19 protein-coding genes, 1 tRNA gene and 1 riboswitch are annotated in these 17,566 nt (G+C 56.7%); of the genes, 8 read left to right on the top strand and 12 right to left on the bottom strand.

Annotation, left to right across the window (positions count from 1 at the left end):
* The 5 genes from ACKWJN_RS05150 to ACKWJN_RS05130 all read right to left on the bottom strand — a co-directional run.
* On the bottom strand, positions 1-1,101 hold a 1,101-nt coding region (locus ACKWJN_RS05150), incomplete at its 3' end, for a tetratricopeptide repeat protein (RefSeq protein ID WP_408595137.1).
* Positions 1,086-1,475, bottom strand: a complete 390-nt coding sequence (locus tag ACKWJN_RS05145; RefSeq protein ID WP_408595135.1) for a surface-adhesin E family protein — start codon at positions 1,473-1,475, stop codon at positions 1,086-1,088. The genes ACKWJN_RS05145 and ACKWJN_RS05150, both read right to left, overlap by 16 nt.
* Positions 1,472-2,131 (bottom strand): hypothetical protein, encoded by a 660-nt coding sequence (locus ACKWJN_RS05140; RefSeq protein WP_408595133.1) that lies wholly within the window; start codon positions 2,129-2,131, stop codon positions 1,472-1,474. Before ACKWJN_RS05140 ends, ACKWJN_RS05145 begins: the two co-directional genes overlap by 4 nt.
* 10 nt (positions 2,132-2,141) lie before the next feature.
* Positions 2,142-2,675 (bottom strand): phage replication initiation protein, NGO0469 family, encoded by a 534-nt coding sequence (locus ACKWJN_RS05135; RefSeq protein ID WP_408595131.1) that lies wholly within the window; start codon positions 2,673-2,675, stop codon positions 2,142-2,144.
* The gene (locus tag ACKWJN_RS05130; protein WP_408595129.1) at positions 2,672-3,169 is read right to left on the bottom strand and encodes a hypothetical protein; all 498 of its coding nucleotides are present in this window, start codon (positions 3,167-3,169) and stop codon (positions 2,672-2,674) included. The genes ACKWJN_RS05135 and ACKWJN_RS05130 overlap by 4 nt, the downstream gene beginning before the upstream one ends.
* 364 nt (positions 3,170-3,533) lie before the next feature.
* Between ACKWJN_RS05130 and ACKWJN_RS05125 the strand changes: the two genes are divergently transcribed.
* Positions 3,534-3,845, top strand: a complete 312-nt coding sequence (locus tag ACKWJN_RS05125; RefSeq protein WP_408595127.1) for a helix-turn-helix transcriptional regulator — start codon at positions 3,534-3,536, stop codon at positions 3,843-3,845.
* Positions 3,846-4,056: 211 nt separating this feature from the next.
* Positions 4,057-4,635, top strand: a complete 579-nt coding sequence (locus ACKWJN_RS05120; protein ID WP_408595125.1) for a recombinase family protein — start codon at positions 4,057-4,059, stop codon at positions 4,633-4,635.
* A 98-nt stretch (positions 4,636-4,733) separates the two neighbouring features.
* On the opposite strand, the gene ACKWJN_RS05115 is transcribed toward ACKWJN_RS05120, so the two are convergent.
* The 6 genes from ACKWJN_RS05115 to cysS all read right to left on the bottom strand — a co-directional run bounded on the left by ACKWJN_RS05115 (position 4,734) and on the right by cysS (position 10,091).
* Positions 4,734-4,826, bottom strand: a tRNA-Ser gene (locus ACKWJN_RS05115).
* A gap of 12 nt (positions 4,827-4,838) precedes the next feature.
* Positions 4,839-6,107, bottom strand: coding sequence for an aspartate kinase (locus tag ACKWJN_RS05110; protein ID WP_408595123.1), 1,269 nt, complete (start codon positions 6,105-6,107; stop codon positions 4,839-4,841).
* Positions 6,108-6,140: 33 nt separating this feature from the next.
* Positions 6,141-7,109, bottom strand: coding sequence for a tRNA lysidine(34) synthetase TilS (gene tilS / locus ACKWJN_RS05105; protein ID WP_408595121.1), 969 nt, complete (start codon positions 7,107-7,109; stop codon positions 6,141-6,143).
* Positions 7,072-8,049: an acetyl-CoA carboxylase carboxyltransferase subunit alpha gene (locus ACKWJN_RS05100; protein WP_408595119.1), complete on the bottom strand. Its 978-nt coding sequence runs from the start codon at positions 8,047-8,049 to the stop codon at positions 7,072-7,074. The genes tilS and ACKWJN_RS05100 overlap by 38 nt, the downstream gene beginning before the upstream one ends.
* A gap of 21 nt (positions 8,050-8,070) precedes the next feature.
* Complete coding sequence (locus ACKWJN_RS05095; RefSeq protein WP_408595117.1) at positions 8,071-8,718, bottom strand: DNA-3-methyladenine glycosylase family protein; 648 nt, start codon at positions 8,716-8,718, stop codon at positions 8,071-8,073.
* Positions 8,718-10,091: a cysteine--tRNA ligase gene (gene cysS / locus ACKWJN_RS05090; RefSeq protein ID WP_408595115.1), complete on the bottom strand. Its 1,374-nt coding sequence runs from the start codon at positions 10,089-10,091 to the stop codon at positions 8,718-8,720. The genes ACKWJN_RS05095 and cysS overlap by 1 nt, the downstream gene beginning before the upstream one ends.
* Positions 10,092-10,191: 100 nt before the next feature.
* Between cysS and ACKWJN_RS05085 the strand changes: the two genes are divergently transcribed.
* Genes ACKWJN_RS05085 through ACKWJN_RS05070 form a run of 4 tightly spaced genes read left to right on the top strand, consistent with a single transcriptional unit; the run spans position 10,192 to position 12,773 of the window.
* Positions 10,192-10,815: a tetratricopeptide repeat protein gene (locus ACKWJN_RS05085; protein WP_408595113.1), complete on the top strand. Its 624-nt coding sequence runs from the start codon at positions 10,192-10,194 to the stop codon at positions 10,813-10,815.
* Complete coding sequence (locus ACKWJN_RS05080; RefSeq protein WP_408595111.1) at positions 10,815-11,414, top strand: peptidylprolyl isomerase; 600 nt, start codon at positions 10,815-10,817, stop codon at positions 11,412-11,414. The genes ACKWJN_RS05085 and ACKWJN_RS05080 overlap by 1 nt, the downstream gene beginning before the upstream one ends.
* A gap of 4 nt (positions 11,415-11,418) precedes the next feature.
* The gene (locus tag ACKWJN_RS05075; protein ID WP_408595109.1) at positions 11,419-11,925 is read left to right on the top strand and encodes a peptidylprolyl isomerase; all 507 of its coding nucleotides are present in this window, start codon (positions 11,419-11,421) and stop codon (positions 11,923-11,925) included.
* A gap of 23 nt (positions 11,926-11,948) precedes the next feature.
* Positions 11,949-12,773, top strand: coding sequence for a UDP-2,3-diacylglucosamine diphosphatase (locus ACKWJN_RS05070; RefSeq protein WP_408595107.1), 825 nt, complete (start codon positions 11,949-11,951; stop codon positions 12,771-12,773).
* Here ACKWJN_RS05070 and ACKWJN_RS05065 read toward each other — a convergent pair.
* Positions 12,763-15,729 carry a DUF349 domain-containing protein gene (locus ACKWJN_RS05065; RefSeq protein WP_408595105.1) on the bottom strand — a complete coding sequence of 989 codons (2,967 nt, stop codon included), beginning with the start codon at positions 15,727-15,729 and terminating at the stop codon, positions 12,763-12,765. The two genes, ACKWJN_RS05070 and ACKWJN_RS05065, sit on opposite strands and share 11 nt — an antisense overlap.
* An 81-nt stretch (positions 15,730-15,810) precedes the next feature.
* Here ACKWJN_RS05065 and ACKWJN_RS05060 point away from each other — a divergent pair, with 81 nt between their 5' ends.
* Together ACKWJN_RS05060 and ACKWJN_RS05055 are read left to right on the top strand one after the other, a co-directional pair.
* Complete coding sequence (locus tag ACKWJN_RS05060; RefSeq protein ID WP_408595103.1) at positions 15,811-16,659, top strand: lytic transglycosylase domain-containing protein; 849 nt, start codon at positions 15,811-15,813, stop codon at positions 16,657-16,659.
* A gap of 4 nt (positions 16,660-16,663) precedes the next feature.
* Positions 16,664-16,792, top strand: a riboswitch (ZMP/ZTP riboswitch).
* A 47-nt stretch (positions 16,793-16,839) separates the two neighbouring features.
* Positions 16,840-17,566, top strand: a 727-nt coding sequence (locus tag ACKWJN_RS05055; protein WP_408595101.1) for a serine hydroxymethyltransferase, incomplete at its 3' end; no start/stop codon positions are given.

The raw sequence follows: 17,566 nt of genomic DNA, 5'->3' as shown, positions 1-17,566 counted from the left end.
CTTGTTGATTAAGCCTACGTACTGATGCTCTGCTGGTCGACACCCATGAGCAAGCGATAGAAAAAACCATTTGTAGGCGCTGACGTAGTCTCGCGGAAGATCAACACAGCGGTAGTGCAGTTGAGCCAAGTTGTGCTGAGCTACCGAGTCACCCATAAGCGCCGCTTTCGTGTACCAACGAACAGCCTCCGGGACATTTACGTTTGTGCCTAAGCCTTCTGCAATGCAATGCCCCAACCTGAAAAATGCGAATGGACACCCTTGAATTGCTGCGGCAGTGAAAAATTGAATTGAATCTTGTTTGCCCGATTGTCGGCCTTCATCCGAATAATTCACCAAGCCCAGCAGAAACTGTCCGAAGGCATCACTGATGTGGTTTTGCAAGAGATCAGTAGCGGCATCAAATTGCTTGCCCTTGATCTGCCGAAGAACCTGCTTGGTCTGCAAGAACGTCAGTGATGTTTCGCAGTTGCCCTTTACGTAGTCAAAGTCGGCTTCAGTCTGTAAGACTTGATCAACATCTTGATCGAGTCCCTTGATTTGCAACTTGTACTGAGCTTCGATCCAGTCGTCAGCGAGGGACAAGGCTCTCTCATGCTGCTCTCGTGTCATGCAATACAACATATCGTCCATGTGAACCAGCGCTTTGGGCTGGCCGCTGGCAATGTATGATAAATAATAATAACGATAAGCTTGAACATGGTCAGGCATACCGTCCACTCCTCTTGCGTACAAGCCTGCCAACCTGCTCAATCCAGCAGAGCTGTCATAGTCAATGCATTTCAAGTACCAAGCTTTCGCATCCTCCAGAGAAGGCTCAACACCGATGCCGCATTCATAAAAATATCCAAGGTAAAAGTAGGCATGTGCGTGCCCCTTAGCTGCGGATATTTTGAAGAGTGCAAACGCACGCTCCTCATGATCAGGCTGTGAGCTATCACCGTAGATGATCTCAGCCATCCGAACCTGACACTCTGCATCGTCGGGGTAGCGCTTCAAGATCAACATGGCAGCGGTGTTCTGATCCTTGTTCATCAGATCGATTGCAGCAGACAGCTCAAAGCGTGAAATTACTTTTTTCATGCTTACGGTTTTTTGCATGCAAACTGCCATAGCGCGTAGTCCATTCCGTCAACGCTCACTGGCCGCCATCTTGTAGCCTCCTTGCTGTTAAAGAGGACTCTACCTTGCCCCATGGGTTCGGAATAGTTGGTCATTGACAGTGTTCTTTTGCGTTTCTGCTCGCAGTCAAACTCTGCAACATCCACAGCGGATTTCACCCCCTTGGAAAGCTGTAGATTGCTGAAATTCATCAAGTACTCGACCGAAGCCACTTGCTCGTTCTTCAAGATGGCCGAAAGGTCAACATAAATTTCCACCTCATCGGTACCTTCAAACAAGACCCAGCCAGCAATGCTTGCGACAGAATGAAGTGTCAGGATTGCTGCGATGACTGATTTTTTGAATTGCATCATTTTGCGGGCTGTGCCCGCTCAGCATGTCCGCTGGCGGTTACTGATAGATGTCCGACTTTGAAGTTGATGTGATCCACTTCATGAGGATAAATGGCTGCGTTCACATTGGTGCGCAGCTCACTAAAGACAGCCCGATGCGCTGCTGTTTTTGAAAGATGTTTCCAACTCCCCCATGCTGGTGTGAACTCAGAATTAGCAGCGACAAGCAATGCACGGGACTTTTCTCCAGTGAACTGAAGTGGCTTTGTTGCGCCTGCGAGGGATGTCCCAGCGATTGACGCCCAACTGCTTTGCAATTTGGTCATCATGATCGACAACTCCAGCTTGTCTGGGTATGGTTTCGGATCATGAGTTGCGTGTGGATACAAAGCCCCCCCCATTGGGCCGACCTCATGAGTGGTTGGAGTGTCAGTGATATAAAAATCAGTTGGGTTTATCTCCAACAGCTCTGGACATCCATTTGACTCAGCCCAACGCACATAGTCGGCCCAGCAAGCGCCCTTTTGCAGATCGTTGCTATATACCCAGCCTGCAAGTATCGGCGGCCTTGGTGGGCTGGCAGGAACGCATGGGTTCATTGCTGCAAAACTGCACATGGCTTTGTAAACCCTCTGCCATGGAATTGGCAAGGGGTAGATGACCCGTTCTTGTTGCACGCCTGTATCGCTAGTCGTAATCTTCTGATGATTGCCTGTCCTGTGCTGATACATACTCAGGCGAGTTTTTTATCTGCTCTTGGATTTCGACAGGCAGGCTGTCAAACAAATCCATGTCTGGCTCTGATGTCATAAAAATGCCATATCGTGTCAATGGCTTAGCAAGTGTGTTTTGATCCAAATCGCTTGACAGTGGTGTGATCTTTTGGACTGATTGATTACCTACAACCTCTACCCCCGAAGAAGAATCCAGCGCAAGCAAGCAGTATTTACCAAGGATTGATTTGAGATCGAACCTTTTGTTACTTTCATTGAATTCATCACCGAACCAACTTTGCAGGTCTTGGCGCAGCTCTGAGCCTTCAGTTAACCTCATATCGTAGGCCTTGTAGACCTTTTGATGCGTGCGTCCTTCGGTTGTCTGATCACCTACCACTTCCCATGTGAACATGATCTTTCGAGCGCACCAATCCCTATTGGTTGCATTAATTCTTTGAGTTCCAAGATCAATAACTTGTATGCAGCAAGCGGTAAGAAATTTCATAAGTTGGTGCGCTTGATTGATTTTTCTACATCGTGTTGAGATTGGTTAAGTCTTGCAAAATAAGCTGCCATTTCTTGTTCGACATCACGCTCTCTATTTTGTCTAGCTTTTTCAGCTTTTGCACATGCTTTCTTTTGCCCATGAGATGGTTTGTACAAGGTATTCTTTTTTTGAAATTGATTTTGATTTTTTCTCCGTTCGAACACTAACAAAATTGCCAAGTAAACAAAAATAACAATCAGCATCCAATTGGGCAAAACAAAACCGACACCAAGTAAAAAAGCGGCTACAGCTCCGAAAAATGGCCATGCAAGCGTAACCGCGCAAAAGGCAGTAACAGCCAATATGGCAACAGCAAGTTGTCTGAGCTGCCATAGAGCAAATAACTCGATGTTCTTCAATTCAACTAGCCGATTGAGACACTCCTCAATTTTGTGGTTTGGCTTGTAAATCATTTGCTTGATGCTCGCATCAATTACACGATAAAGTTCCAAACGGAGCACCGTTTGATGGGGTGCAAGTCAGCGTAGACGGCTGCTGAGGTGCGAGTAGTCGCTGCGATTCGCGCAAAAGCATTTGCGATCTTGCATCGTCCTGAGCTTTTGTTTGCTGATCTACTCTCATTAAACACTGTGAATACTGAGGAGTACCTGGGCTAAAGCCATAGCCACGGCAGGTCGAATTGAGGTAATTTGAATACGCTTGCTGTTGTTCTGCTGTCGACGCGCAACCCGTTAAAACCAATTGTGAGCACAGTAATGTCAAAACAACTGTGATCCGTACTAGGTGATGAGGAAACGTATGCATAGGCACCTTCATGAGTTAAATTTAACGTGGTTATAAGTTTCTCCTTTCGCCATGCTTCTGTCAATGCAGAAGCTCAGCGCAATAAAGAGGGGGAGACCCGTTGGATCAAGAACGTTTGATCCAGCGTCTGCGCATGCATTTGGCGAGGCCGTTCGTGAATATCGATTACTCATTGGCCTGTCTCAAGAGGAGCTGGGCAACCGAGCTTTGGTCGAGCGGTCTCACATGGGGAAGATTGAACGAGGGGAGCATCTCCCGAATTTGGTTCTGATACTCCGTCTAGCGCAGGCTATGGACATGAAGCCCGGAGTGCTTGTAGATCGCACAGTGGAACTTTTAGAAACTCCTGCCAGCAGTGTCTAACAACTGCTGCACTATGACTCTCCTTTTTTGCAAATCACTTGCACGGGCTTCACCTCAACGCGAAGTGACCACTCAGTCAAGGATCAGTTGAAGTTGTCCGAAATCGACCGTTTACGGACACGCATCAAAAGACTGTCCAAAAATTAGCTTGACATAGTTTCGTACACCTTTGATAATTCGTACATCCATTACGGACACAAAGGAGCGTTTTATGACAAGGGTCTTCGCCTACTGCCGAGTATCAACTGCCGAGCAGACCACCGATAACCAAATTCAAGAGATTCACGCAAGTGGCTTTCATGTTGATAGCCGGCGAATCATTGCCGAGACCGTTTCGGGGTCTGTTGCAGCCATGGAGCGGAAGGGTTTCTTGACCTTGCTGAACAAGCTGGAGTCTGGGGATGTGCTGGTCGTAACCAAATTGGATCGACTTGGCCGGAACGCCATGGATGTTCGGGCGACTGTTGAACGACTTGCATCAGTTGGGGTCAGAGTGCACTGCTTGGCCTTGGGTGGGGCTGATTTGACTAGTCCAGCAGGCAAGATGACTATGGGCGTAATCGCGGCTGTTGCAGAGTTTGAACGCGACTTGCTTATCGAACGAACGCAATCTGGCTTGGCAAGAGCGAAGTCCCAAGGTAAATCACTTGGACGACCACGCAGCCTTGGAGATGATCAGATCAATCTGGTGGAGCAACGACTTGCGAAAGGTGAGACCGTCGCAGCGTTGGCACGGGAATTCGGTACAAGCCGCCAGTCGATCATGCGTATAAGACAGACAGCACAATAGAAAATGGCCTCACGAGGAGGCCATATTTCAAGCTTTGTGGTAACGGATGTGGTAATTTTGCATCAAAACTTACCAAACCCGCATAAAGCCTATTGACTTGGCGGAAACGGAGGGATTCGAACCCTCGATGAGGCTCTACACCCCATACTCCCTTAGCAGGGGAGCACCTTCGGCCACTCGGTCACGTTTCCAGCAGGTGCGTATTATGCCTTAGCTTGGTCCAGCTCGAACGCCTTGTGCAAGGCACGAACGGCCAGTTCCATGTATTTTTCATCAATGACCACCGAGGTCTTGATTTCGCTGGTGGAGATCATCTGGATGTTGATGCCCTCTTCGCTCAAGGAACGGAACATTTTGCTGGCGATGCCCACGTGGCTGCGCATGCCAATGCCCACGATAGAGACTTTGCAGATCTTGGTGTCGCCCTGAACATCGGTGGCGCCCAAAGCGGGTAACACTTTTTCTTTCAACAGATCGGTGGTACGCGCAAAGTCGTTGCGATGCACCGTGAAACTGAAGTCCGTCAAACCACCTTTGCTGATGTTTTGGATGATCATGTCCACTTCGATGTTGGCGTCGGCCACAGCACCCAAGATTTGGTAGGCAATGCCTGGCTTGTCGGGCACACCGACCACTGAAATTTTGGCTTCGTCACGGTTGAATGCGATGCCCGATACGATGGCTTGTTCCATTTGTTCGTCTTCCTCAAAGGTGATCAACGTGCCAGATTTGGCCTCTTCGTGGATGTCAATGTCCCACGGGGTGAAGCTGGACAACACGCGCAGCGGCACCTTGTACTTACCTGCAAATTCGACCGAACGAATTTGCAACACTTTGCTGCCCAAAGAAGCCATCTCCAGCATCTCTTCAAAGCACAGGGTTTGCAAACGACGCGCTTCGGGCACCACACGCGGGTCGGTGGTGTAGACGCCATCCACGTCGGTGTAAATCAAACACTCATGGGCCTTCATCGCGGCAGCCACGGCCACGGCCGAGGTGTCAGAGCCACCACGGCCTAGCGTGGTGATGTTGTCGTGCTCGTCTTTGCCCTGAAAGCCGGTGATGATGACCACGCGGCCGGCATCCAAATCGGCACGCACGCGGGCGTCGTCAATGGATTCGATGCGCGCCTTGGTGAACGCACTGTTAGTGCGGATGGGCACTTGCCAGCCGGCGTAGCTCACCGAGGGCTGGCCTTCGGCTTGCAGCGCAATGGCCAATAGAGCCGAAGAAGCCTGCTCGCCCGTAGAGGCCAGCATGTCGAGTTCGCGGTTGTAGGCGGCGTCGGCTTTGGAAGGAGCCAGCTCTTTGGCAAGCCCCAGCAAACGGTTGGTTTCTCCGCTCATGGCCGAAGGAACCACCACCATTTGGTGGCCGGCACGGGCCCACTTGGCCACGCGCTTGGCGACGTTGCGGATGCGCTCTGTCGAGCCCATCGAGGTGCCGCCGTATTTATGAACAATCAATGCCATGTTGCGTGAAAAGGGTTAAAGATCAAAGCAAAGCTAAAGATTGTAGCAACGCAACACTGCCCCATCGCGCCTGACAAAGCCGCGCCCAACCTTGATATTGATCTGATGGCCGCGTGTGGTGCAGGCTTTGACTTGCGCCAACAAGGCGTGCAACTGCGCTGTGCTGGCGGGTTGTTTCTGCTGCACCAACCAGTGGCGCAGCACATTGCTTTGACGCGCCACACTCAAACCTTGCAAGGCGGTGATCTGCGGTGGATCGCCCACGGCTTGCACATCTAGCTCAGCCACTTCTTGCAGAATTTCTTGGGCTTGCGCGGCATGCGCAGCACTGCGCGCAAAGGTGTCGCGAAAGGCAGGAAACGCCGCCTCTATCACCGGCAGCAGTTGCGCGCGAATGCGGTTGCGGGTGTAACGAACATCTTGGTTGGTGGGGTCTTCCACCCAGGGTTGGCCCAAGCGACGCAGCGTGTCACGCAGGCCTGCGCCCGAAGCCTGCAACCAAGGTCGGTGGTAGGTCACGCCGTCTCGCATCACACGGCTTGGCATGCTGGCCAAACCGGGCAAGCCAGCCCCACGTGACAAGGCCAGCAACAAGGTTTCCACTTGGTCTTCGGCATGCTGAGCCAACACCACATGCTTGGCTTGGCCGTCCCAATGCTGTTTCAACGCATCAGCCAAGGCGCGGTAACGGGCTTGGCGGGCGGCGTCTTCTGGGCTTTCGCCACTCGCGTGTGCAGCGTTGACGCGTTGCACCACCAAGGGCACTTGGTAGTGCGCGCACAGGGTCACGCAATGGGCTTCAAAGGAGTCAGCGGCCTGCTGCAAACCATGGTGCACGTGCACCGCAAACACTTGTCCTGGCCAACGTGTGGCACAGGCCACCAGCATGGCAGTGGAGTCAGCCCCGCCGCTCAAAGCAACCGTCAGGGGCAAGTCCTGCTGGAGTGCGTCCAGCGACGGAAAGTCAGCGGGCGTCGGCTTTGGTGTCGCTGAACCGGCCATAGCTTTGAAGACGTTCGTAACGCTTGTCCAGCAACTCTTTGACCTTGAGGTCTGTCACTTGGCGCCACGCATCGTTCAAGCCGCGTTTGAGTTGGGCGGACATTTGTTTGGGGTCGCGGTGTGCACCCCCCACAGGCTCGTTGACAATTTTGTCAATCAATCCCAATGCTTTGAGTCGGTGAGCGGTGATGCCCAAGGCTTCGGCAGCATCTTCGGCGCGGTCCGCTGTTTTCCACAAGATGGAAGCACAGCCTTCAGGGCTGATGACCGAATACACCGAGTACTGCAACATCAACACTTGGTCAGCCACACTGATGGCCAAGGCGCCGCCCGAACCACCTTCACCGATGATGGTGGTGATGATGGGCACTTCGAGTTGGGCCATTTCAAAAATATTGCGGCCAATGGCCTCACTTTGGCTGCGCTCTTCAGCGTCAATGCCCGGGTAGGCACCCGGAGTGTCGACAAAGGTGAACACGGGCAGTTTGAATTTCTCAGCCGTTTTCATCAGTCGCAACGCCTTGCGATAGCCCTCAGGGCGGCTCATGCCAAAGTTGCGTGTGGTTCGCTCTTTGGTGTCACGCCCTTTTTGATGACCCAACACCATGCAGGCGTTGCCGTTGAAGCGCGCCAAGCCCCCGACGATGCTCAAGTCATCGGCAAAGTGGCGGTCGCCGTGCATCTCGACGAAGTCGGTGAAGATGTCGTTGATGTAGTCGAGGGTGTAGGGACGCTCGGCATGACGGGCAATCTTGGTGATTTGCCAGGGCGTGAGGTTGCTGTAAATGTCTTTGGTCAGCTGCAAGCTTTTCTTGCTGAGCTGATCGATCTCCTGCGAAATATCGACCGCCGACTCACTTTGCACGTAGCGCAATTCGTCAATCTTGCCTTCCAGCTCGGCAATCGGTTGTTCAAAATCGAGGAAAGTTCTCTTAGCCAAAATCAATTACTCCTTAGCCACTCAGTATTCCACCGGCAGCGGATCTAGCGAGCGCCAAATATACCAAGTCGCCACACTGCAATAGGGGGCCCAAGCGGCCGCCACCTCGCGCACTTCGCTGCGACTGACCGCTTCGCCTGAAAAATAACTGTGGCTGATGCCATTGATCAACCCCACATCATCCAGCGGCAACACATTGGGGCGCATCAGGTGAAAAATCAAAAACATTTCTGCCGTCCAACGCCCTATGCCGCGAATGGCGACCAACTCGTTGATGATGAGCTCGTCGTCCATCTCGGCCCATTGGCCCACATGCAGTGAACCACTGTCAAAGTTGATGGCCAGGTCGACCAAATATTCAATTTTGCGGGCTGACAGACCGGCCGCGCGCATGTCGTCGACCTTGAGCTTGAGCACATTGGCTGGCGTGATTTTGCGTGGCAGCAGCGCAAATTTATCCCACACGCTTTGGGCGGCTTTGACCGAAATTTGTTGCCCCACGATGCTGCGCGCCAAAGTCACAAAAGCATCGCCACGGGACTGCAAGCAAGCGTCGCCAAACTGAGGGATGAGACGCTTCATCACCCGGTCTTTCTTGACCAGGTGTTTGCATGCGTCGGCCCAGTAAGCGGGCGTCGAGATGGTGATTTTGTCTTGCCGCGCCATCATCACGCACGTTCCCAGGTGGTGCCGTTGGGCGCGTCTTTGAGCACCACGCCCAAAGCGGCCAGCTCTTGGCGAATGCGATCGGCTTCGGCAAAATTTTTCGCGGCTTTGGCGGCGGCTCGCGCAGCAATGTGCGCCTGAATTGCGGCTTCATCCAATGAGGCACCCGCCTGCAAAAAGGTTTGTGGAGACTCTTGCAACAAGCCCAGCACGCCACCCAAGGCTTTGAGCAGGCCAGAGGTTGATGCCGATTGGCTGCGGTTGACTTCACCCGCCAACTCAAACAACACCGCCACCGCTTCGGGCGTGCCAAAGTCTTCGTTCATGGCCGCTTGAAAACGCGCCGCCATGGGGTGCGTCCAATCGATGTCAACCGCTGCAGGTGGCACGGCATGCAAGGCGGTGTACAAGCGCTTCAGCGCGCCACGGGCATCGTTCAAATGCACATCGCTGTAGTTGAGTGGACTGCGGTAGTGGCTGCGCACGACAAAGAAGCGAATGGTCTCGGCATCAAATTCTTTCAACACATCGCGGATGGTGAAAAAGTTGCCCAAGCTCTTGGACATTTTTTCGTTGTCCACATTGATGAAGCCGTTGTGCATCCAAACGCTGGCCATGGGTTTGCCAAATGCACCTTCGCTTTGGGCAATCTCGTTTTCGTGGTGGGGAAACTGCAAGTCGGCACCACCGCCATGAATATCAAAGCTCTCGCCCAAGAGCTCGCAACTCATGGCCGAGCATTCGATGTGCCAGCCTGGGCGCCCTGCGCCAAAGGGGCTGGCCCATTTCACTTCATCGGGCTCAGTGGCCTTGGCCGACTTCCACAGCACAAAGTCCATCGGGTCGTGCTTGCCGTCGTCCACGGCCACACGCTCGCCCGCTTGCAACTCGTCCAACGACTTGCCAGACAGCTTGCCGTAGCCTGGGAATTTGCGCACCGCGTAATTGACGTCGCCATGGCTGGCGCGGTAGGCCAAGCCTTTGGTTTCAAGGGCACCAATCATGCTCAGCATGTGAGGCACATAGTCCATGGCGCGGGGCTCAAAACTGGGCCGCTCAATGCCCAGCGCATCGGCGTCTTGGTGCAAGGCATCGACCATGCGATCGGTCAAGGCACGCACGGTCTCGCCGTTTTCAACCGAGCGTTTGATGATCTTGTCGTCAATGTCGGTGATGTTGCGCACATAGGTCACACGGTAGCCGCTGGCCTTGAGCCAGCGCTGGACCACGTCAAAAGCCACCATCGAACGGGCATGGCCCAAATGGCAAAGGTCGTACACCGTCATGCCGCATACATACATGCGGACGTGTCCAGGTTCGAGCGGCGAAAAGGTCTCCAGCGCACGCGTGAGCGTGTTGTGAATGCGAAGCGTCATGAGTGAATCGTTAAAGACCGCAGATCGGGTCAACAAGGGTGCAAAGGCAAAGGGTGACGAAGACCCGCTGTTTTACAATGGCTCTCAGTATACAAAGCACATGAAAAACCCTCCCCCATCTTTTGTCCGCACTGACCGCTCGCGCCCTCGGCACGTCTTGCCAGGCCTCGCGGCCTTGGGGTTGGCATGGGCATGTGTGGCAGTGCCCGCCTTCTCGCAATCCGACATGCCACAAGCCTGGCAACCCGGCGAATTGGCCAACACCACCCAAACCGACGAGCACCAAGAAGTGCGCAAGTTGTTGCGCCAAGCCAAGTACAGCGCCGCCCTGAGTTGGATTGAAGGCAGCTTGGCCAAAAACCCACGTGATCCACAAATGCTGTTCTGGCAAGCCTTTGTGTTTGAACAAACCGATCGCGCCGACAAAGCCCTGCCCATTTATTTGAGCCTCACGCAAGACTTCCCAGAGCTGCCCGAACCCCACAACAACCTGGGGGTGCTGTATGCCGCCCAAGGCGATTACGCCCGGGCCAAAGCGTCTTTTGACTTGGCCGTGCGCAACAACCCCAGCTACGCTGTGGCGCATGAAAACTTGGGGGATGTGCTGTTGCACATGTCGCAGCAGTCGTACCAGCGGGCCTTGAGCCTAGAGCCCAAGCAACTCAGCGCCCACAAAAAAATTCAGCAACTCAAGCCTGCGCTTGAACTCAGCGAAAGAAAATGATGACCTTCTTCCACCTCTCGCGCCAAACCCTGCACACCACCGTCTGGTTGTTGTGCGCATGGGCCACCTCTGTGGCCTGGGCACAAGACGCACCTCGGGTCAAACTGACCACCAATGCGGGCGACATCGTGGTCGAGGTCTACCCCGACAAGGCCCCCAAGACCGCCGAGAACTTTTTGCAATACGTGCGTGACAAGCACTACGACGGCACGATTTTTCACCGCGTCATTGGCAACTTCATGATCCAAGGCGGCGGCTACGACCAGCGCTACATGGAGCGCGCCACCCGCGCCCCCGTGGTGCACGAAGGCCGTGAGGCCTTGGCCAAGGGTGGCCCACGCAACACCGTGGGCACCATCGCCATGGCACGCACCAATGTTCCCAACTCAGCCACATCGCAGTTTTTCATCAACGTGGCCGACAACGGCTTTTTAGATCCCAGCCCACAGCAACCCGGCTACACCGTGTTTGGCCGCGTGGTCTCTGGCATGGAGGTGGTGCAACGTATCAAATCGGCGCCCACCAGTTCAGGCGGTCCCTTCGCCACCGATGTGCCCCGCACGGCCATCGTCATTCAATCTGCAACCCTTGAGAAATAAAACCATGAGCAACCCTCACGTCGAACTGCACATCCTGGACCACGGCGTCATCACGCTGGAACTCGATGCCGAGAAAGCCCCCAAGTGCACCGCCAACTTTTTGAGCTATGTGGCCAAAGGCCATTACGACAAAACCATTTTTCACCGCGTCATCCCTGGCTTCATGGTGCAAGGCGGCGGCTTTGAGCCCGGCATGACACAAAAGTCAAGCGACGAACCGATCGAAAACGAAGCCAACAACGGCCTCAAGAACAACCACTACACCGTGGCCATGGCCCGCACCTCAGACCCGCACTCGGCCACCGCCCAGTTCTTCATCAACGTGGCCGACAACGGCTTCTTGAACCACACCGCCCCCAGCGCTCAAGGCTGGGGCTACGCCGTGTTTGGCAAAGTGGTCAGCGGCATGGACGTGGTCGACAAAATTGCCGCCGTGAAAACCGGCCGCAAAGGCTTTCATGACGACGTGCCCAAAGAAGATGTGGTGATCGAGAAAGCGGTTGCGCTCTAAAACGCCAACTTGAGGGCTGCGACATGCACACTCCGTCGCTCGCCCTTTCAACGCCCACGTTGCCTGACGGCGTTTCGCACGTTCAGGCGGCTTCCACCTGGCAACAGGTAGATTTCATTTCAGACCTGCACCTTGACGCCCACGAGCCCGAGACCTTCCAGGCTTGGGCCCATTACATGGCGCAGACCCAGGCCGATGCTTTGTTCATCTTGGGCGATTTGTTTGAGGTGTGGGTGGGCGACGACACCCAAGACCCCTTTGCCTTGCAATGCCTGGCGCTGCTCAAGCGCACCTCGCAGCGTCTGCCGATTTATTTCATCTGTGGCAACCGAGATTTTTTGCTGGGTGCCGATGCCTTGCGGGCCTCGGGCATGCACGCCTTGGGTGACCCCACGGTGCTGACTTTGGGCCAGTTGCGCGTGCTGCTGAGCCATGGAGACAGTCTGTGCTTGGCCGATCACGATTACTTGGCCTTTCGGGCGCAAGTGCGCCAGCCCGGCTGGCAAGCGGATTTTTTAGCGCGCCCCTATGCCGAACGGCAAGCCACCGGTCAATCCATGCGCACCCAAAGCGAAGCGCGCAAGCGCACGCACACCGACTATGCCGACGTGGACACACCGGCTGCATGCGCGTGGTTGAAAGCCACCCAATGCCAGGTGCTGCTGCATGGCCACACCCACCGGCCCGCCGTGCACGACTTGGGCGATGGCTTGCAGCGCTGGGTTTTGAGTGACTGGCATGCAAGCCAGACGGCGCCACGCTTGGAGGTGGTGTCGTGGCTGCAAGAACAGGCAGACCACCCCAACCGGGGCTTGGTGCGACGCCCCCTGCGTTCACTCAACGCTTGAGCAACACCTTCAAAGCAGCTTGCAAGCGACGCGCCGCAGCTTCGTCGTAAGCACCCGCCAACACCTGTGACGCGTCAGCGGCCCACGTCATTTGGGGTGAGGGGTCGTTGCGGCGGGTCAGCATTTGCAATTGCAAAGCACGGCGTGCGTCCATTTGGGCGGCAGGTGTGGGCAGCTCGGCAGCGACTTCCAGGCGCAGCAAAGGCGTCACCGCCTCGCCTTGCGGTGCCGTCGACAAAGCCTGAGACCACTGCGTGCGTTGTGCGGGTGTGAGCTTGCTGCCAATGGCCTGGGCCGTGGGCAGTTGGCTGGCATCGCGCTTCTCCCAAGCGTGCATCAGCTGTGTGAGCACCTCGCCATGGGCTTGTGCGGCCAACCTGCGCAAGGCATCTTGGGCCATGTCCAAGGCATTGCGTTGCGCACGGAAAGCGGCATCGCCCAAACGCGGGCCACGCGGTGCAAAACCGTCGCGGCCACCCTCACGGCCATCGCGCCCCGAGCGGGCTCCACCGTCACGGCCAAAGCCAGGCTTGTCACCCAACTTGCCTGCAGGTTTGCCGTCGCGGCCACGAAATCCGGCAGGCGCCACCTCGGTGCGTTTTTGGCCGGGGCGGTCGTCGCCACGCACCGCCACCACCGGTTTGTGGGGTTTGGGAGCGGGTACAGGAGCAGCCGGTGCAGCGGCCACAGTGCCTTCTTCGTGGGCGGCCTCTGAGGCCGTGTCCGATTGGGCCGTGTCTGTCGAGGCGGCTTCTGTGTGTTCCGTCTGCACCACAGGCGCTTCGGTGTGGGTTGCAGTCGCTTCGTTGCTGGCAGCAGGTGCGGCATCGGTGCTGGCATCGGCTGCAGGAGCAACGGCAGCTTGAACAGGCGGCGCGACAGGAGCTGCGGGTTTGGCTGCTTCGGGCGGCAACTCACCGCGTGAGACTTGCTCCAACACCTGCATGGCGGCACGAATCTGTGCGCCATCGCCTTTGGCAATGGCCGCTTCCAGGGCCTTGGACGCATCGAGCACAGCGCGGTCATGTGGCGTGAGGGCCGCTTGCGATTGCTCGCGCACCGAGGACTTGCGGGCAAAGGCTTCGTCAATCGGTTGACGGAAGGCGTCCCACAGTTTTTGTTCTTGCTTGCGGTCCAGCACCACGGTGTGGGCCTCTTCTTGCCAACGCTGTTGCAAAGCTTTGACAGCGTCAATGCGCAAGGCGGGCGCAGCGCCAAGTTCTTGCGCTTCGGCAATCAAGGCGTGACGGCGCGCCAAGCTGGCTTTTTGCACCACTTCAAGAGGCTCGTGGGCGGCATGGATGGCGGCTTTCCACTGGGGTTGCAATTCAGCAAACATCTTCTCGCTCAGGTGGCCGCTGTCGCGCCAACGTTGGGCGAACTGGTGCAACTGTCGCGCCACGCCCTTCCAGTCAGGGCCTTGGGCGTGTTCTGCGGACCAGGCCTTGAGCTCTTCGATCAAGGCCAAGCGTTGTGCTTTGTGGGCTGCGGTTTGGGCGCGGGCTTCTTTGAGCCACGCGTCCACCACTTGGTGGGCACGGTTACAGGCCGTGTCAAAGCGCTTCCACAACGCGGGGTTGGGCGCGGCTTCTTTGTCGATTTTTTTCCATTGGTCACGCAAGTTGCGCAATGCCTCTTGCATCTTGCGACCGCCCATGGCCGGCACCCACTCGGGCGCTTGCGCTGCAGGCACCCCGGCTCGTGCCACTTTGCTGGCTTGGGCAACTTCAACTTCAGCCACCTCAGCTTGAGCTGCTTCATTCGTGACGTCGGTCGCTGCCTCGGTCGCTGCCTCGGTCGGGTGTTCGGCGGTGTCTTCGGTCACTTGAGTGGCCGCTTCCACGGCAACAGGCAACGCTGGCGCGTCCTCTGAAGCGGCAACGGTCGGCACTTCTGCGGTGACGGTCAGCCCAGCGTCTTGCTCCGGCTTTTCGGTGGCGGGTGTGTGTGCAGCCGCCTCCTCGGCCACCACGGGATGGGACACGTCAGGCGCGACATCCACCGCGCCGGGTTTGGCGGGTTTAGCGGGCTTGGCTTTGGGCGTCTGAGCGGGCTTGAACAAAGCTTCGGCTTGCTGAGCCAACTCCAGGCGCTTTTGATCGATCAAGGCTTTGTCGGCCGTTGGCTTGACGTTGCGCGTCGGGTCCACACGCTGTGTCTCTGGCTTGGTGACCGGGGCCGCTTGGGGCAGGGTTTCACCGCGTGCCACACGCAACTGATCGGCCCAGGCCGGCACAGCGGGCAAAGGCGCCGCGGCGTCAGCGGCAGCCGCCTCGGTCACGACCAAGGCTTCGCAAAACGCCACCCACACAGCTTGTACTTGTTGGGTGCTGGTTTGCAAGGCTGGGGCAAATTTGGCGTCCACATTGGGCCACTGCGCATCTGCAGCCAGCGCTTGGGCTTGTGCCACCCAGCGGTCTAAATCGGCTTGCAAGCCGGTGCGCTGGGCCAACGCATCTTGCCAAGGCTTGGTGGACAACACCTCGATGCGTTGCGCCAACAGCACGGCTGCTTCGCGCTGCACTTGGGTTTGGTGCTGCAAGTCTTCAATCGCTTTGACGCGCTCCACCAAGGCCGTCTTCAGGCTGGCCAAGGGTTCGCGCGACAAGGGCGCGCCGGCTTTGGCGGCATCGCGCTGCCACGCCATGGCATCGGCCAAGTTGATGTGTGCCGCGTCGCGCAGCACCTCGCCTTTGACCAACCACTCTTGGGCCAATGCGTCTTGGCCTTTGGCACGACGCAACTCGTCCAGCTTTTCGCGCAACACCTTGGCCGCCCCTTTGTCGCGGTGGCTCATCTCGGTGAAAACCGCTTGCAACAGCTCGGCATCGGGGTCTTTGACCAGCCAATCGCGCAAGCGCGCGGCACGCTCGCCAGAGGTCGGTGCGGTGAAGGCACCGCCGGTCAAGGCATCTAAAGAAGTCAGGTCGTGGGGTTTGTTAGCAGAATCGTTCACAGGTCAGGCTCATATCAAATATCCGTAGATTGTCGCCTAGGCTTTAAAATTTTCCGTTACCTCTTTTTTATAAATATCTACATGCCCTTCCTCAGCCACGTCAAATTAGGTCTGCGCACTTTCGCAGCCGATGTGGCGCAGGGCTTTTTTGCCATCACCCACAACGGCATGGCCGTGGTGGGTTTGTCGATTTTCTTTGTCGTCGTCGCACTCACCGTGCGGCCTGACTTGCGCACCATCACAGAGACCAAGCTCATCAGTTGGTTGCAAGAGCGTCAGTACGACGCCACCGGCTTGAGCACCGACGCCGATGCGGTCGACCGTGCCACCGCCACCGACCCGCGCGACCTGCCCAAGCAGCAGGCCTACTTGGCGTATTGGCTGAGCCGCAAATACCGAGTCGCCCCCGAGCCGCTGAGCGCGCTGGTGGCCGAAGCCTATGACCTGGGACCACGCAACCAAATCGAACCAACCTTGATCTTGGCGGTGATGGCCGTCGAGTCTGCTTTCAATCCCTTTGCCCAAAGCGCGGTGGGTGCGCAGGGCTTGATGCAGGTCATGACCAAGGTGCATGAAGACAAATACGCTGGGTTTGGAGGCTCGCTGGCCGCCTTTGACCCAGTGGCCAATGTGCGGGTTGGCGTCAATGTGCTGAAAGACTGCATCGCCCGCGCCGGCAGCACCGAGGGCGGTCTGCGGCTCTATGTGGGCGCGGCCAACATCAAAGAAGACACCGGCTACGCGGCCAAGGTGGTGGCCGAATACGGCCGCTTACAACAAGTGGCCAAGGGCGTGAAAGTGCCACTCGCCCCACCGCCGTCTTCTGCCGCTGAAGCCGCCACCGCCCGCCTGGAGAGCCTATGGGAAAAAGCCCAGCGCCTCACCCCCTTTGGCCGCGATGCCGCCAAAGACGACGAGGAATCACGCTAAACTCCACCCCGCGCGCAACTGGCGATAGGCGTGTTGGGTTCAGTGCCCCGCACCGCTGACGTGGAGTTTTGACCACTGGGGAGCGCGCAGCCTCAACCCTTGAGGTGTTTTGCCGTTCGCCTGGGCAGCCCTGTGCCGATGCGTCGGCACGCCGGGACCACCTCTACTAGGACTGCCAGCATGTACCACCGCAACATCTTGATCGAACAGACCGACCCCGAACTGTGGGCCGCCATACAAGCTGAAAACGCGCGCCAAGAACACCACATCGAGCTGATCGCCAGCGAGAACTACGCCTCGCCCGCCGTCATGCAAGCCCAAGGCTCGCAGCTCACCAACAAATTCGCCGAAGGCTACCCCGGCAAGCGCTACTACGGCGGTTGCGAGCACGTGGACGTGGCCGAGCACCTGGCCATTGACCGCGTCAAGCAGATCTTTGGCGCCGATTGCGCCAACGTGCAGGCGCACTGCGGCGCCTCGGCCAACGAGGCGGTGTTCCTGGCCTTCCTGAAGCCCGGCGACACCATCATGGGCATGAGCCTGGCCGAAGGCGGCCACCTGACGCACGGCATGCCGCTGAACATGAGCGGCAAATGGTTCAACGTGGTCAGCTACGGCCTGGACGCCCATGAAGCCATCGACTATGAGGCCATGGAGCGCAAGGCGCACGAAACGAAGCCCAAGCTCATCATCGCCGGCGCCTCGGCCTATTCGCTGGCCATCGATTTCGAGCGCTTCGCCAAGGTCGCCAAGGACGTGGGCGCCATCTTCATGGTGGACATGGCGCATTACGCCGGTCTGATTGCCGCCGGCGTGTACCCCAACCCCGTGCCGCATGCCGACATCGTCACATCCACCACCCACAAGAGCCTGCGCGGCCCTCGCGGCGGCATCATTTTGATGAAAG

It is taken from the genome of Limnohabitans sp. (assembly GCF_046052825.1).
GTDB lineage: Bacteria > Pseudomonadota > Gammaproteobacteria > Burkholderiales > Burkholderiaceae_C > Limnohabitans.
This window is presented reverse-complemented; position numbering and strand designations above follow the sequence as displayed.